Raw genomic sequence first — 14,228 nt, 5'->3', positions numbered from 1 at the left:
CGGCAATTGGCTGTTTAAAAAGTGTTTTGACCCCTGTCTCAAAAACGGGGGTCAGTCCCCTGTCCGGTGCTTTTTTCATGCTTATTTTTTGATAAGATCTTTGCGGTTGGACATTTCGATCCACTCTTCAAGCTTATCTTTTAATGTGTTGAAACCTTGTGGTGTAGAAGCTTCTTCGCTTACTTGCGCAGCTTTAGGTTTTCTTGGTTTGCTTTCTTTTTTCTCAGGCGCAGCTTGTGTCGCACGAATTGAAAGGCTGATTTTTCCTTTTTCTTCATCAACAGCAAGTACTTTTACTTGTACTTCGTCGCCAACTGAAAGGTGCTCGTTGATATCTTTTACGAAACCGTGAGTCACTTCAGAAATGTGTACTAAACCTTGAGTTTCTTCATCTAATGCAACAAACGCACCATACGCTTGTAATCCTGTAACTTTACCAGTGTAAACACTGCCCACTTCAAATTTTGCTGCCATTCATAACAACTCCTAAGTTAAATTAAATATCTGTTTATACGCAATTTAAAATTATATCACACATGTCTTATTTCCGCAAAGAAAACTTTTTTTATAAAAAATCAGGTTTATGCACAGCAAAAAGGGGGTAAACTGAAAATACCAAAGGCTTTCTAGTATTCCCCCCTTTTATTGGATGCGAACAAAAGGTTCGTATCTTTTTTTATGTTGTTTTGTGCAGGAAGCGTTTTATTCTGACTAATGCTTCTTGAAGCTGCTCGATCGAGGTTGCGTATGAACAGCGGATATAACCTTCACCGCTCGGACCAAACACACTTCCCGGAACAACAGCCACTTTTTCCTGCGTCAGAAGCTCCTCGGCAAACTGCTCCGAACTCATTCCCGTGCTTTTGATCGATGGAAAAGCATAGAAAGCGCCGCCTGGATGATGACAGCTAAGGCCGATTTCATTGAGCGTTTCTACAAACAAATTCCGTCTTCTTCGGTAGCTTTTTTTCATTTTTTCTACATCTTCCATGCCGTTCTTCAGACCTTCCAAAGCGGCAAACTGCGCCATTGCCGGCGCGCACATCATCGCATACTGGTGAATTTTAAGCATTGCATCCCGAAGAACGGATGGTGCTGCGGCAAAGCCGAGTCTCCAGCCCGTCATCGCAAACGCTTTTGAAAAGCCTGAGATGACAACCGTCCGTTCCTTCATTCCCGGTAATGCCGCTATGCTTGTAAATTCCTCATCATATGTCAGCTCAGCGTAGATTTCGTCAGCCAAGACGATTACATCATGTTTTTTGGCAAACTCAGCAATTTCATTCAGCTCTTCCTTCGAATAAACCGAACCTGTCGGATTCGATGGCGAGCAGATAAGAATGGCTTTCGTTTTTTCAGTGACTGCCGCTTCAAAATCCGCAGCCGTTGCTTTAAATCCTTTGTCTGCCGTTGTGTGGACATGAACCGGAATGCCGCCCGCCAAAGAAACAAGCGCATCGTACGCCACAAAACACGGCTCAGGAATGATGACTTCCTCACCTGGATTCACAATAGCGCGAATTGCAATATCCAAAGCCTGACTTGCCCCTACTGTCACAATCAGCTCATTGTCTGGCGAGTAGCGAAGGTCAAACCTGCTGCTCAAATAACGGCTGATTTCCTCACGCAGTGAGTATAAACCGGCATTGGCTGTGTATGATGTATAGCCTTGTTCAAGCGAGAGAATGCTTGCTTCACGGACATTCCATGCGGTAACAAAATCAGGTTCGCCGACGCCTAAAGAAATGACGCCTTCCATCGTTGCCGCCAAATCAAAGAATTTGCGGATGCCGGACGGCTTTATTTGTTGTACATAGTCAGATAAATACGAAGTCATTTACGGGGACACCACGATTCTTTTGTCGTCGTCTCCTGTTTCAAACACTTTGCCGTCATGCTTGTATTTTTTCAGGATAAAATGAGTTGTCGTAGATACAACTGAATCAAGTGTGGACAGTTTATCTGAAACAAAACGCGCTACGTCAGACATCGAATTGCCCCGAATCACGACAGACAAATCGTACACGCCTGACATCAGGTAAACTGATTCAACCTCCTGGAACCGGTATATCCGTTCCGCCACTTCATCAAAACCGACTCCCCGCTTCGGCGTTACTTTGACGTCAATCATGGCTGTTACGCCTTCATGCCCGTCGACTTTTCGCCAGTCAATCATAGCGGAATAATCGATAATAACCTTTTCTTTTTCCAGTTTGTCAATAATTGTTTTTACTTCATTTACAGGGATCTCCGCCATCTTTGCAATTGTTTCTAAATCGGCGCGGCTGTTTTCGTCTAAAATTTCTAATATTTCTGTTTCTTTCTCTGTCAATTTCATTCGATTCACACCTTTGCAATGTCAAGAAATCTTCATGACATTATATCACGTTTTTTGACGAATGCTAAGAAAAAAACAAGGAGAAACTTCCGCTAGAATTGTCAATTTAAGGGCACAATACAGACATCTTATAAAAGGGAGTGACACAGAATGGAGGGGGTTTCACCAATAAGGCGGCTTACGGTCGATGGTGTCAATGTATACTATGAACATTATCAAAATCCGGGCAGGCAAACGCTTGTCTGCGTACACGGTTTTTTATCGTCTGCTTTCAGCTTCAGAAAAATAATCCCACTTCTCCGGGACAAGTACGACATCATTGCGCTTGATTTGCCTCCTTTCGGCCAATCCGAAAAATCGAAAACATTTATCTATACTTATCAAAACCTCGCGAAGCTTGTCATTGGGATTTTGGAACACTTGCAAGTCAAACAGGCTGCGCTTGTCGGCCATTCTATGGGCGGACAGATATCGCTGTCTGCTGTTCTGCAAAAGCCGGAGCTTTTTTCAAAGGTTGTGCTGCTTTGCAGTTCAGGGTATTTAAAACGTTCGCACCCGACAATCACTTTCGGGACCCACCTCCCGTATTTTCATCTTTATATCAAGCGCTGGCTCTCGAAAGAAGGCGTGATGAAAAATTTATTAAATGTTGTGCATGACAAATCGCTGATTGATGAAGAGATGATTGACGGCTATGGCAGACCGTTTCAAGACGGGCAGATTTTCAAAGCCATGACAAGGTTTATCCGCCATAGAGAAGGAGATTTAGAACCCGAACAATTAAAGAAAATGAACAAGCCTGCTTTATTGATTTGGGGCGAGGAAGACCGAATCGTTCCTGTGGAGATCGGTAAACGGCTGCACGAAGATTTGCCTGATTCCGTGCTGTACTCACTTGGCCAGACTGGACACCTGGTGCCTGAGGAACGGCCTGAATTCGTTTCCGAACATATTGCAGAGTTTATTAAATAACAAAAAAACCGATGTAGAACCGGTTTTTTAAGGCGTGCAGGAGCTGCTGTCTTTAATGAATAAAAGCTGGCCAGCCACTTCCCGGCAGCTGTCGATCGGCAGCGTTTGTTCAAAAGAAACTTCAAATATATGCTGAATGCTTTTCGCCAACACGTCGGGATCGTCTTCATCATAGACAGCCTGCACGACATCAACAGCTTCCGTTTCGTAAAATTCTTCTCCATATTTAAACGGGTCCCATTTGGCAATGATCTTGATCATTTCCCTGACCGCTTGACTTTCTTCCATAATCATCACCGCTTATAATAAGATTTGCAGTTCTATTTTATCATAGTTACGTTAAGAAGAAGAAACCATGAGGGGGTAACAGAATGAACTTTGATAAACGAGAAGAACGCCTAGGTACTCAATCGGTCAAATGGGACAAAACAGGCGAATTATTCGGCGTGACAGACGCACTCCCGATGTGGGTGGCTGATATGGATTTCCGCGCGCCGGAAGCGATAAATGAAGCATTAAAAGAGCGCCTTGACCACGGGATTTTCGGTTATACGGACCCAGATCAAAAAACGAAGGATGCTGTGTGCGGATGGATGCAAAACAGGCACGGCTGGAAGGTGAACCCCGAAAGCATCACATTCAGCCCGGGCGTTGTCACAGCTTTGAGCATGGCGGTACAAGCTTTCACGGAACCTGAAGACCAAGTGGTTGTCCAGCCTCCTGTTTATACACCTTTTTACCATATGATTGAGAAAAACGGCCGGCGCGTTTTACATAATCCGCTGCTAGAAAAAGATGGCACATATGCAATGGATTTTGAGGACTTGGGGGCGAAGCTCAGTGATCCAAGCGTTAAAATGTTTATTTTATGCAATCCTCAAAACCCTTCAGGGCGTTCGTGGAGCCGGGAGGATTTACTGAAGCTCGGCGAATTGTGCCTTGAGCACGGCGTTACAGTTGTATCAGATGAAATCCATTCCGACTTGATGCTGTACGGAAACAAACACACGCCGTTTGCTTCTCTCTCTGACGATTTCGCTGAGATATCCGTGACATGTGCTGCGCCAAGCAAAACATTTAATATCGCCGGATTGCAGGCGTCGGCCATCATTATTCCGGACCGGCTGAAGCGCGCCAAGTTTTCCGCAAGTCTACAGCGCAATGGTTTAGGCGGGCTGAACGCATTTGCAGTTACGGCGATCGAAGCTGCTTACTCAAAAGGCGGACCGTGGCTCGATGAATTGATCTCTTATCTTGAGAAAAACATGAACGAAGCTGAAGCCTTTTTGAGCACCGAGCTCCCAAAAGTCAAAATGATGAAGCCGGATGCATCTTACCTGCTCTGGCTCGACTTCAGCGCTTACGGCTTGTCCGACGCGGAGCTTCAGCAAAGGATGCTGAAAAAGGGGAAAATTATTTTAGAGCCCGGGACGAAATACGGGCCTGGCGGAGAAGGCTTTATGCGCCTGAACGCGGGATGCCCTCTCGCAACCTTACAGGACGGCCTGCGCCGCATCAAAGCCGCATTAGCGTAAATATAGCTGTTAAACGCCTTTACGTCTTCATTCGTAAAGGCGTTCTTTATAAAGGAATTTTATATTTTACTTCTAATATTTAGTGTTATAATAGATTCATATTTTATACGAAAGGATTTCACACGAATGGAAATTCTAAAAGACTATCTCCTGCATATTTGCTTTATTTTGTTTCCTATTCTTCTCTACCAAGTATTTTGGCTTGGAAAGCCGGCGATCCTTGTGCCAAAAATAAACAGCGGTTTGGTCACGTTATTCGCCTGCGGCGCCTCCATTTTATGCATTATATTCCCTATTCATGAAATGAACTACATACAATACGGCCTTCAGATGATTCCCGTTATCATTTGTTTATTTTACGTTAGTACTGCTTCCGGGCTTACAGTCGCCGCATCTGTCTTATGTTTTGAACTGCTGTTTTATGAACCTTCCGCAATGTTTGTTTTCACTTTGCTGCCTTTTCTTACTATCATCCCAATATTATTTCAGAAAAAATGGCCATTCATGTCCAAAGCGAGAAAACTGCTGCTGTCTTTATTGATCGGCTGCTTGGAGATCTTCTTATTTTTCGCCTCCAGTTGGATTTTTTCCGCCTTGAATATTTTAAATTTTCAAAAATCAGGAATTTTACTTTATGAGGCGGCTGTCTCTGGGCTGTTCCGCTCCAGCGTTCTTCTTTTAAGCATCTATATTATTGAAAGCATCGCCGAAAATATCGCCCTGCGTTCACAGCTGATCCATTCAGAAAAAATGACGATTGTGAGTGAACTGGCAGCGAGCGTCGCTCATGAAGTCAGAAATCCGCTGACAGTTGTCCGCGGGTTTGTCCAGCTGCTTTTTAATGACGAAACCCTTCAAAACAAATCGAGTACAGATTACAAAAAGCTTGTACTGTCAGAGCTTGACCGGGCGCAAGGCATTATTACAAACTATCTCGATATGGCCAAACAGCAATTGTACGAAAAAGAGGTTTTTGATTTATCAGCTCTTATCAAAGAGACAAGCTCCCTTATGGTGTCGTATGCTAATTACAAGTCTGTAACCGTTGAGGCCGAAGCAGAGCCGGGCCTTTCAGTATACGGAGACGCAACAAAGCTGAAGCAGGCTGTCATCAACCTGATGAAAAACAGCATTGAAGCAGTTCCCCACGGGAAGGGAATGATCCACATATCAGCCAAAAGAAGCGGCCATACGATCATGATTAACATCTCAGATAATGGAGTCGGCATGACAGACCATCAAATGCAAAAACTCGGCGAACCTTATTATTCATTAAAAACGAACGGAACGGGACTCGGGCTCACCGTGACCTTTTCCATTATTGAGCATCATCACGGGACCATTTCGTTTAACAGCAGCTTCCAAAGAGGCACCACGGTGACGATTAAGCTTCCCGCCGACCTTCCTCACTAGCAAATCGATTGGAACTTTAATAGAATAAATGCGAGGTGATGACAGATGAGCACGTTTGAGACAGGCTCTATCGTTAAAGGATTTTATAAAACAGGTGTATACATAGGAGAAATCACTGCTTGCAGGCCGCAGCATTATTTAGTGAAAGTCAAAGCGGTTCTCACCCATCCCGCTCAAGGGGACCTTCATCATCCAAAACAGGCGGATGTGCCGTTTTTCCATGAGAGAAGAGCGCTCGCATACGGTGAACAGACCAATATCCCCCATCATATGGTGAAGCCTTATGATGGCGAAGTGCCGGATTATACCGAGTCTCTGCGAGAGGCGGCAGCACAGCTGAGAGCCAAATTGAATGAGGATGGTTCGGAGTGGGCAAAGCGCTCCCTGAATAATCTGGACGTTTTAGAAAAAGAATATTTTAACCGGCCATAACCCAGTCTGACAAAAGATTGGGTTTTTTTAAGTTGCGCGTTTAAACAGTTCGGATAAATCGATTCTTTCGCCGATTGTCGGCGGTTTTGGCTTTTCGAGATACTGCTTATCCTGCTCAACAAGCTTAAAAAGCTTATATGCTGTGAGGGCGTCATCAAGCGCTTTATGATGGGTGCCGGTTCCGGTATCTCCATACTCCTCGGCAGCTTTCCATAAACCCGTCAGTGTCCGGTCTCCAAAAAAGTTTTTGTATTCAAGCGATAAATCTCTCATTTCCCCCTTAAACGGGAAAGGAATATGGTTAAACATACAGTTTTGCTTCAGCACTTTCATGTCCATGTTTCCCCACGTAATTATCGTGCTGTTCTTCTCAGGATCAAGCTCGTTTAGTTTGCGGATGAAATCCTCGAACCTCATCCCCTCGTCTACCTGCTTTTGGGTTATTTTTAAAAACGATTTGCAGCGTTTTGTCAGCTTCGGGAATTTTTTCGGTCTGATATAGCTCGAAAACGTCTCAACTACTTCATCATCAACCGACTTTACAATTCCGGCTTCAATGATTTCCGGGAAGAAATTTTGCGGGCTGTACTTTCCATCAGGCATCGTAAATTCGAAATCAATAATGAGTAAGCTGTTTGTCGTCACCTTTTTACACCTGCCTTTCCTCCGATCAGAAAATGCTATCTTTATAGTATATCAATTCCCCTTCTCGACCTTTCTTCATTTTCTAAAAATAATGAATTTCCCCAGCCGCTTTGTTTCTTTTAAATCGTGAATCGTTTCTTTATAATTAGTAAGGAACCCGAAATAATAAGAAGGTGATGTTATTTCTATCCGTAAGAAAAACTTTGTCATTGTGTGGCTGGCGAATTTCTTTGTATCAGCCAGCACAACGATGATCGTTCCTTTTCTCTCCTTATACATTGAGACGCTCAGCACTTTTTCAAACGGCTTTGTGCAAAGGTGGAGCGGCTATGTGTTCGGCATTACATTTCTCATGGCGTTTTTGGTATCCCCGTTTTGGGGGCGGTTCGGAGACAAACGCGGATACAAGAAAATCCTCATGGCAACCGGAACGGGCATTGCCCTCAGTATTTTATTCATGGGCTTTGTTACATCGGTGTACCAATTGTTTTTTCTGCGTATGGCAATGGGGCTTGTAACCGGATTCATCCCGACATCTCTTGCGATGATTTCGGCACAGACTCCGAAGAGCTCAGCCGGTAAAACCCTCGGCACGCTGCAAATGGGGCAAGTGTCCGGGAGCTTGTTCGGCCCGCTTTTGGGAGGCATGCTTGCTGATCGTTTCGGCTTTACGTATACCTTTTTTATCACATCCTTTGTGATTTTCTTATCTGTTCTTCTCGTGTTATTCGGTGTCAAAGAACAGCCTCTTGCAGAAAAGGCAGCCAAACGTACGTCTTACTCGAGAAAAGAAGTGCTCTCCTATATTTTTCACCAGCCGGCGCTTTGGGTCATGATGCTGTTAACCATGCTGATTCAAACAGGAAATTTCAGTATCCAGCCGCTGCTCGCTTTATATGTAAATGAGCTGCACGGACCTGTCAATCTTGCCTTTTTCTCCGGCATGGCATTTTCAGCAACGGGACTCGGAAGTTTGCTGCTGGCTAGAAAATGGGGAGACCTGGGCGACCGCTACGGCCACCGCCGCATTTTAATCGGACTTTTACTCGCCGCCTCTATCTTTTTTATTCCGCAGGCGCTCGCGTCCTCGCTCAGCGTGCTCCTTGTTTTCAGATTTTTATTTGGAATGGCGATGGGCGGCTTGCTGCCATGCATCACGGCAGCGATCCGCGTACAGGCTCCTGGCAGCATCCAAGGAGAAGTTCTCGGCTACAACGTCAGCTTTCGCTTTTTAGGAAATGTGCTTGGGCCTCTTCTCGGCGGAATCATATCGAGCCATTTTACAATTTCGGCCGCCTTTTATGTCACAGCGTTTCTCTTTTTCGCCGGCGCCTGCCTGCTTTGGATCATGCAGAAATTCCGGAAAGATTCTTATGCCAAAGCAAGCTGATTCTCAGAAAAAACTAAGGAATCTTCTAAATTTAACCTTCTCGTAAACTCAAAAGAATGGTACGATATGGCTAGAATTTAGGAGAAAAGAGAGTGACCATGTTACGAAAAATAATCGGATGGATTTTGCTCCTTTGCATAATCCCATTGTTTGCATTTACAGTTATCGCTTCCGGAAAAGAAGTAAAACAAATGAAGTCCCTGGATCAGGTGCTTGATAAAAATATTAATCTGAAAGATATCAGCCTTGTTCAGAACAGCTACATGTATGACAGGGACGGCTCCCTTGTTTCGGAAATCGTCAGCGATCACGAAAACCGCGTGCTCGTTCCATTTGACAAGATTCCCGAGGAAGTCAAACAGATTTTCTTAACGTCTGAGGACAAACATTTTTACGAGCATAAAGGCTTTGACTTTATGGGAATGGTGCGGGCAACTGCTTCTAACGTAAAAGACAAAAAAATTGATCAGGGCGCCAGCACCATCACACAGCAGCTTTCAAGAAACTTGTATTTAAGCCACGAACGCTCCTTCAGCCGCAAGCTGACTGAGCTCGCGTATTCTTATCAGCTAGAGAAAAAGTATACGAAAAATGAAATTCTTGAAGCTTACTTAAATACCATTTATTTCAACAATGGCGTTTACGGCGTCGGTTCAGCGGCTGAATTCTATTTCAGCAAACCGCTCAAATCTCTCACAGTGGGAGAAATGGCTTTTATTTGCGCTATACCTAATAACCCTACATTATATGATCCTCTCAAGCATTTTGACTACACGAAAAGCCGTCAAGAACGTTTGCTTAAAGGGTTAAAAAATGCCGGTGTCATTACGGATAAAGAGCTGAAAAAAGCCGTAAAACAAAAAATCAAACTGGATGTTGAAAAAAGAGAAGATAAATATCCGGACTATGTTTCCTATGTCAATGATGAATTCACTCAGCTGGTGTCTGAATCAGAAGGCTTTGATAAACGTCTTCAAAAAGCGTCAGGAAAACAAAAAGAAAAGATCGAAAACGAGCTGTCCGCAAGAGTCAGCACTCTGATGAAAGACGGCGTAAAAATTTATACCGCACTTGATCCGTACATGCAAAATCAAGTTGTGGCACAAATGAATTCCAAACTCCCGTATGCGGACGTACAGGGCGGAGCGGCTGTGATTAATCATCAGACGCATCAAATCATCGCTCTATCCGGCGGGAAAAACTATCAAAAATATGATTTTAACCGCGCCTACCAGGCATACAGACAGCCGGGTTCATCCATTAAGCCGCTTCTTGATTACGGCCCTTATATTGAACAGACCGGCGCGACAGCAAGCAGCTCCATTGATGCCAGCAAGTTTTGCAGCAGAGATTACTGTCCGCAAAACTACAATAACCGCACGTACGGCACAGTGACGCTCGATACAGCGTTTAAAAATTCATATAATACACCGGCCATCAGAATGCTGGACCGTGTGGGAATCCAAAGAGCATTCAGTTATATTGAGCCATATCATTTTTCCAAACTTGTCGACAGCGACTATCTTCTCCCGGCGGCGCTTGGCGGATTTACAAACGGCATGACGCCTCTTGAGATGACAAAGGCATATACGACATTCGGCAACAGCGGAAGCTATACGCCGAGCCATGCGATTACAAAGGTGACAGATTTAAAGGGTAAAACACTTTATAAATGGAATGATAAGTCGACTCAAATATTCAGCGTCCGCACGAACATGCAGCTGAAAAAACTAATGTCTTCCGTTGTGAAAAGCGGGACAGGGAAAAAAGCATATTTTAAAGCGCCTTACATCGGCGGTAAAACAGGAACATCAAATGATTATCACGATATGTGGTTCGTCGGCCTGACAGATACGTATACAATGGGTGTTTGGGTCGGAAAAGATACACCGAGCAGCGTTGAGTATCTTCACAGCATCAGCCCTCAGCTTTCCATCTGGAAAGGAACGCTGCAAACGGCTTATTAAAGAATCGGAGGGGATCTGGCGTGCAATCAGAACAAATTCCAAATCGCGTTTTGCTGTTTGACGGCGTGTGCAATTTATGCAACGGCGCCGTGCAATTTATCATTAAGCGTGATCCGGACGGATTGATTTCTTTTACATCGCTGCAGTCGGAAACAGGTCAGAGCCTGCTGAAAAAGAGCGGGCTCCCGACTGATCAGTTTGACAGCTTTGTCTTTATTGAAGACGGCCGAGTTTACACAAAGTCAACTGCAGCCATAAAGGTTTTCAGGCATCTGCGGGGCCCATGGCGGCTCTTCGTCCTGTTTTTCGCAGTGCCGAAGCCTGTCAGAGATATGGTCTATTCTTTCATTGCCAAAAACCGCTATAAGTGGTTTGGCAAAAAAAATGAATGTATGCTCCCCTCCCCTTCTATTAAAAAAAGATTTTTACCGTAAACGAAAAAATGGCTAGCTTACACAGGTAAGCTAGCCATTATGCTATTATAAAGCTTGATAAATATGAACAGAATACCGATAACAAAGGTAAACCAAAACAGCAGTTCCAATAGAATGAATCCGACTAATGACATGAGAGAAAGCGTTGAATAAATCCGGTATACGATAAACACAAAGTAAGCGAGCGTGACGACCGCAAACCAAATCACAATCCAGATGACATTTTGCAAGAGCACAAAGGATAAAATCCCGCCTCCTAAATAAATCATGGAACCCATTCTGATTTTTTTCAGATTGTTCCCTTCCGGATCGTTAGCAAAAAACAGCAATGACAGCTCAGTCACGGTATTCGCAATTAATTTCAGAGCGGACAGAACCATAAAGTATAAAAGTGCAAAGGCAGCAAATAACGCAAGCCTGATCCCTTTCTCTGAAAAATAGTCGAGCATTCCATCATACATTCCAAATGAAGACAGCATCTTCAACGCATAAAGTGAAGTTGAAATGGATAAAGACGAACTAAAAAGCAGGATCGCAATCAGCGGAAAGTATCCCGTCAAATAAGTATTTTTCATATAAAAAAGTCCCTTTCTATAATCTACCTCATTTATTATGGAGGACTTAAAACACATTGACAAGATAAATTATTCCATTTTTTCTCCTTTTTACGAATTACGATCCCAAATCTTCACAAAGCAGCTTTTAGAGAGTAAAGTAGTACGCAGGAATCATAAAACGTAAGGAAGTTTACTATGAAAAAAACATTGAAACTGCAAACCAGACTCACCATATTTGTTTGTATCGTTGTGTTGATCGCACTGCTCATTACGTTTTTTACAGTCGGTGCCCAAACCACCAAACGGATTAGAGATCAGGAAAAAGCCACAGCGATGCAGACCGCTGAAATGGTAGCCGAAGCGCCGATCACAGCCTCTGCTTTAGAGAGCGGAAAAAACCAGAAGGAACTGCAAAGCTACACAAAGCGGGTTCAGAAAATCACCGGCACGGAATTTGTCGTTGTCATGGATATGAACGGCATTCGCAAAACCCATCCTGACCCAAGCAAAATCGGAAAAAAATTCATGGGCGGTGATGAAGCCGAAGTACTAAAAGGACATGTCCACATCAGCACAGCCTCTGGCACGCTCGGGAAATCACAGAGAGCATTCGTCCCTGTCTACGCCGAGAATGGAAAACAGGTCGGTGCAGTTGCGGTCGGGATCACTGTAAATGAAATTGATGAAGTGATCAGCCACAGCTTACGGCCGCTCTACTTTATTATCTGCGTCAGCATTTTCGTTGGTGTGATGGGAGCTGTTATCGTCGCCCGTACGGTGAAAAATATTATGTACGGACTTGAACCTTATGAAATTGCGACTCTTCTTGAAGAACGGAGCGCGATGCTGGAATCGACGAAGGAAGGAATACTTGCTGTCGATGAAAACGGCAAAATCAAACTTGCCAATGCGGAAGCAAAGCGCCTATTCGTGAAAATGGGTATTAATACAAATCCCGTTGATCAGGATGTAAATGACATCTTGCCGAAAAGCCGCTTGAAAAAGGTCATTGAGACAAAGAAACCTCTTCAAGACAGAGACGTCCGCATTAACGGATTAGAGCTTGTATTTAATGAAGTTCCCATCCAGCTGAAAGGACAAACCGTCGGAGCGATTGCCACATTCCGCGACAAAACCGAGGTAAAACATTTAGCTGAACAGCTTTCCGGTGTTAAAATGTATGCAAACGCACTGAGAGCGCAGTCTCATGAATTTATGAACAAACTGCATGTGATATTAGGTCTCGTCCAGCTGAAAGAGTATGACGATCTTGGAGATTATATTAAAGATATTGCGATTCAGCAAAAATCAGAAACAAGCGAAATTATAAATGATGTCAAAAGCTCCGTGCTGGCTGGTTTTCTGCTCGGAAAACAAAGCTTCATACGGGAGCAGGGCGCAAATCTTGATATTGAATGCAGCGGTGTCATCCCGAACGCGGCAGATCCTTCAGTCATTCATGAACTTATTACAATCATCGGAAATCTCATCAACAATGCCTTGGACGCCGTTGCCAATATGCCGAAAAAACAAATTACCATGTCCATGCGTTTTCATAACAGCATACTAGACATTGAAATTACCGATACAGGAGCAGGCATGTCTGAAGAAGATCAAGCCAAAGTATTTGAACAAGGCTATTCAACAAAGGGCAAAAACCGAGGATTTGGCCTTTATTTTACACAGCAAAGCATCGAAAATTTAAAGGGCCAAATGATCCTCACAAGCGAAGAGAATGAAGGAACGACATTCAGTCTTCGCATCCCGTACGAACCGAAGGAGGAAAATCATGATTAATGTACTAATAGTTGAAGATGACCCCATGGTGGGTGAATTAAATAAACGATACTTAAGCCAGATAGAAGGCTTTCAGCTGAAAGGCATCGCCTCTTCCTTTCAAAGCGCTCTGCATATTTTAGGAGAGCATCATATCGACCTCATTTTGCTCGATATTTATATGCCGGGTAAAAACGGGCTTGAACTGCTGACGGAACTGAGAGCCCAAAATGAAGCGGTTGACGTCATTGTCATCTCAGCGGCCAGTGAGCTTGACGTTATCAAGAAAACACTTCGTTACGGAGCTGTCGATTATTTAATCAAACCGTTTGAATTTGAACGTTTCCAAACTGCCCTGTCTGATTACAGACGAAAACAAAAGGTATATTCAACCCATCGCAACATGAGCCAAAAAGAACTGGACGCCGAGCTTTTTCAAAAGAAAGAAGCAACAGAAAAAGTGCAGCTTCCTAAAGGCCTGACAAAAAGCACGCTGAAGCTGATTTGGTCCAGTATCCAGTCATTTGAAAATGAATCATTTACGACAGAAGACCTGGCAAAGCACACAGAAATCTCTCAAGTATCCATACGAAAATACTTAAAGTTTCTTGAAGATATACAGGTTCTGAATGTAGAAATGGCGTACGGAACAATCGGAAGACCTGTGTTTCAGTACAACGTCAACACAGGAAACCTTAACGCAATTAAGCAATTTCTATAAAAAACCGCACTGTTCACTCTGAGCAGTGCGGTTTTTTCTGTCATATCT

16 protein-coding genes are annotated in these 14,228 nt (G+C 43.8%); 9 read left to right on the top strand and 7 right to left on the bottom strand.

What is annotated here, in order from left to right; translation table 11 throughout:
* Nucleotides 1-81: 81 nt before the first annotated feature.
* The 3 genes from yugI to BSI_RS03860 form a co-directional block, all read right to left on the bottom strand.
* On the bottom strand, nt 82-474 hold the full coding sequence (gene yugI, locus BSI_RS03850; RefSeq protein ID WP_003228864.1) for a S1 domain-containing post-transcriptional regulator GSP13: 393 nt from the start codon (nt 472-474) through the stop codon (nt 82-84).
* A 202-nt stretch (nt 475-676) separates the two neighbouring features.
* On the bottom strand, nt 677-1,837 hold the full coding sequence (locus tag BSI_RS03855; RefSeq protein ID WP_003241096.1) for an aminotransferase: 1,161 nt from the start codon (nt 1,835-1,837) through the stop codon (nt 677-679).
* On the bottom strand, nt 1,838-2,338 hold the full coding sequence (locus tag BSI_RS03860; RefSeq protein WP_003241094.1) for an Lrp/AsnC family transcriptional regulator: 501 nt from the start codon (nt 2,336-2,338) through the stop codon (nt 1,838-1,840).
* Nucleotides 2,339-2,488: 150 nt separating this feature from the next.
* Here BSI_RS03860 and BSI_RS03865 point away from each other — a divergent pair, with 150 nt between their 5' ends.
* Nucleotides 2,489-3,310: an alpha/beta fold hydrolase gene (locus BSI_RS03865; RefSeq protein ID WP_003241092.1), complete on the top strand. Its 822-nt coding sequence runs from the start codon at nt 2,489-2,491 to the stop codon at nt 3,308-3,310.
* A 27-nt stretch (nt 3,311-3,337) separates the two neighbouring features.
* Here the strand turns inward: BSI_RS03865 and BSI_RS03870 are convergent, their stop codons facing one another.
* Nucleotides 3,338-3,598, bottom strand: coding sequence for a YugE family protein (locus tag BSI_RS03870; protein WP_003241090.1), 261 nt, complete (start codon nt 3,596-3,598; stop codon nt 3,338-3,340).
* Nucleotides 3,599-3,681: 83 nt separating this feature from the next.
* Between BSI_RS03870 and patB the strand changes: the two genes are divergently transcribed.
* The 3 genes from patB (at nt 3,682) to kapB (ending at nt 6,690) form a co-directional block, all read left to right on the top strand.
* Complete coding sequence (patB, locus tag BSI_RS03875; protein ID WP_003241088.1) at nt 3,682-4,845, top strand: cystathionine beta-lyase PatB; 1,164 nt, start codon at nt 3,682-3,684, stop codon at nt 4,843-4,845.
* 126 nt (nt 4,846-4,971) lie between these two features.
* Entirely contained in the window at nt 4,972-6,258 is a 1,287-nt protein-coding gene (gene kinB, locus BSI_RS03880; protein ID WP_003241085.1) for a sporulation sensor histidine kinase KinB, read from the top strand.
* 45 nt (nt 6,259-6,303) lie between these two features.
* Nucleotides 6,304-6,690 (top strand): kinase-associated lipoprotein KapB, encoded by a 387-nt coding sequence (gene kapB / locus BSI_RS03885; RefSeq protein ID WP_003241083.1) that lies wholly within the window; start codon nt 6,304-6,306, stop codon nt 6,688-6,690.
* Nucleotides 6,691-6,717: 27 nt separating this feature from the next.
* On the opposite strand, the gene kapD is transcribed toward kapB, so the two are convergent.
* Together kapD and BSI_RS23155 are read right to left on the bottom strand one after the other, a co-directional pair.
* Nucleotides 6,718-7,335 (bottom strand): 3'-5' exonuclease KapD, encoded by a 618-nt coding sequence (gene kapD, locus BSI_RS03890; RefSeq protein WP_003241081.1) that lies wholly within the window; start codon nt 7,333-7,335, stop codon nt 6,718-6,720.
* A 75-nt stretch (nt 7,336-7,410) separates the two neighbouring features.
* Nucleotides 7,411-7,614, bottom strand: coding sequence for a hypothetical protein (locus BSI_RS23155; protein ID WP_003241080.1), 204 nt, complete (start codon nt 7,612-7,614; stop codon nt 7,411-7,413).
* Between BSI_RS23155 and BSI_RS03900 the strand changes: the two genes are divergently transcribed.
* The 3 genes from BSI_RS03900 to BSI_RS03910 all read left to right on the top strand — a co-directional run bounded on the left by BSI_RS03900 (nt 7,517) and on the right by BSI_RS03910 (nt 11,126).
* Nucleotides 7,517-8,725, top strand: a complete 1,209-nt coding sequence (locus tag BSI_RS03900) for a multidrug efflux MFS transporter (RefSeq protein WP_332880198.1) — start codon at nt 7,517-7,519, stop codon at nt 8,723-8,725. The genes BSI_RS23155 and BSI_RS03900 overlap by 98 nt on opposite strands.
* A gap of 92 nt (nt 8,726-8,817) precedes the next feature.
* Nucleotides 8,818-10,692 carry a transglycosylase domain-containing protein gene (locus tag BSI_RS03905; RefSeq protein WP_003241076.1) on the top strand — a complete coding sequence of 625 codons (1,875 nt, stop codon included), beginning with the start codon at nt 8,818-8,820 and terminating at the stop codon, nt 10,690-10,692.
* A gap of 20 nt (nt 10,693-10,712) precedes the next feature.
* Nucleotides 10,713-11,126, top strand: coding sequence for a thiol-disulfide oxidoreductase DCC family protein (locus tag BSI_RS03910; RefSeq protein WP_003241074.1), 414 nt, complete (start codon nt 10,713-10,715; stop codon nt 11,124-11,126).
* A gap of 17 nt (nt 11,127-11,143) precedes the next feature.
* Here BSI_RS03910 and BSI_RS03915 read toward each other — a convergent pair whose 3' ends face one another.
* Entirely contained in the window at nt 11,144-11,701 is a 558-nt protein-coding gene (locus BSI_RS03915; protein WP_003220744.1) for a YufK family protein, read from the bottom strand.
* 177 nt (nt 11,702-11,878) lie between these two features.
* Between BSI_RS03915 and malK the strand changes: the two genes are divergently transcribed.
* Both malK and maeM read left to right on the top strand, forming a co-directional pair.
* Nucleotides 11,879-13,480, top strand: coding sequence for a malate sensor histidine kinase MalK (gene malK, locus BSI_RS03920; protein ID WP_003241071.1), 1,602 nt, complete (start codon nt 11,879-11,881; stop codon nt 13,478-13,480).
* Entirely contained in the window at nt 13,473-14,180 is a 708-nt protein-coding gene (maeM, locus tag BSI_RS03925; RefSeq protein ID WP_003241069.1) for a two-component system response regulator MaeM, read from the top strand. The genes malK and maeM overlap by 8 nt, the downstream gene beginning before the upstream one ends.
* Nucleotides 14,181-14,228 lie beyond the last annotated feature (48 nt).

This window comes from Bacillus inaquosorum KCTC 13429 (genome assembly GCF_000332645.1).
GTDB lineage: Bacteria > Bacillota > Bacilli > Bacillales > Bacillaceae > Bacillus > Bacillus inaquosorum.
Note: the sequence above shows the minus strand (reverse complement) of the source record. Positions and strands in the feature narration are given on the sequence as shown.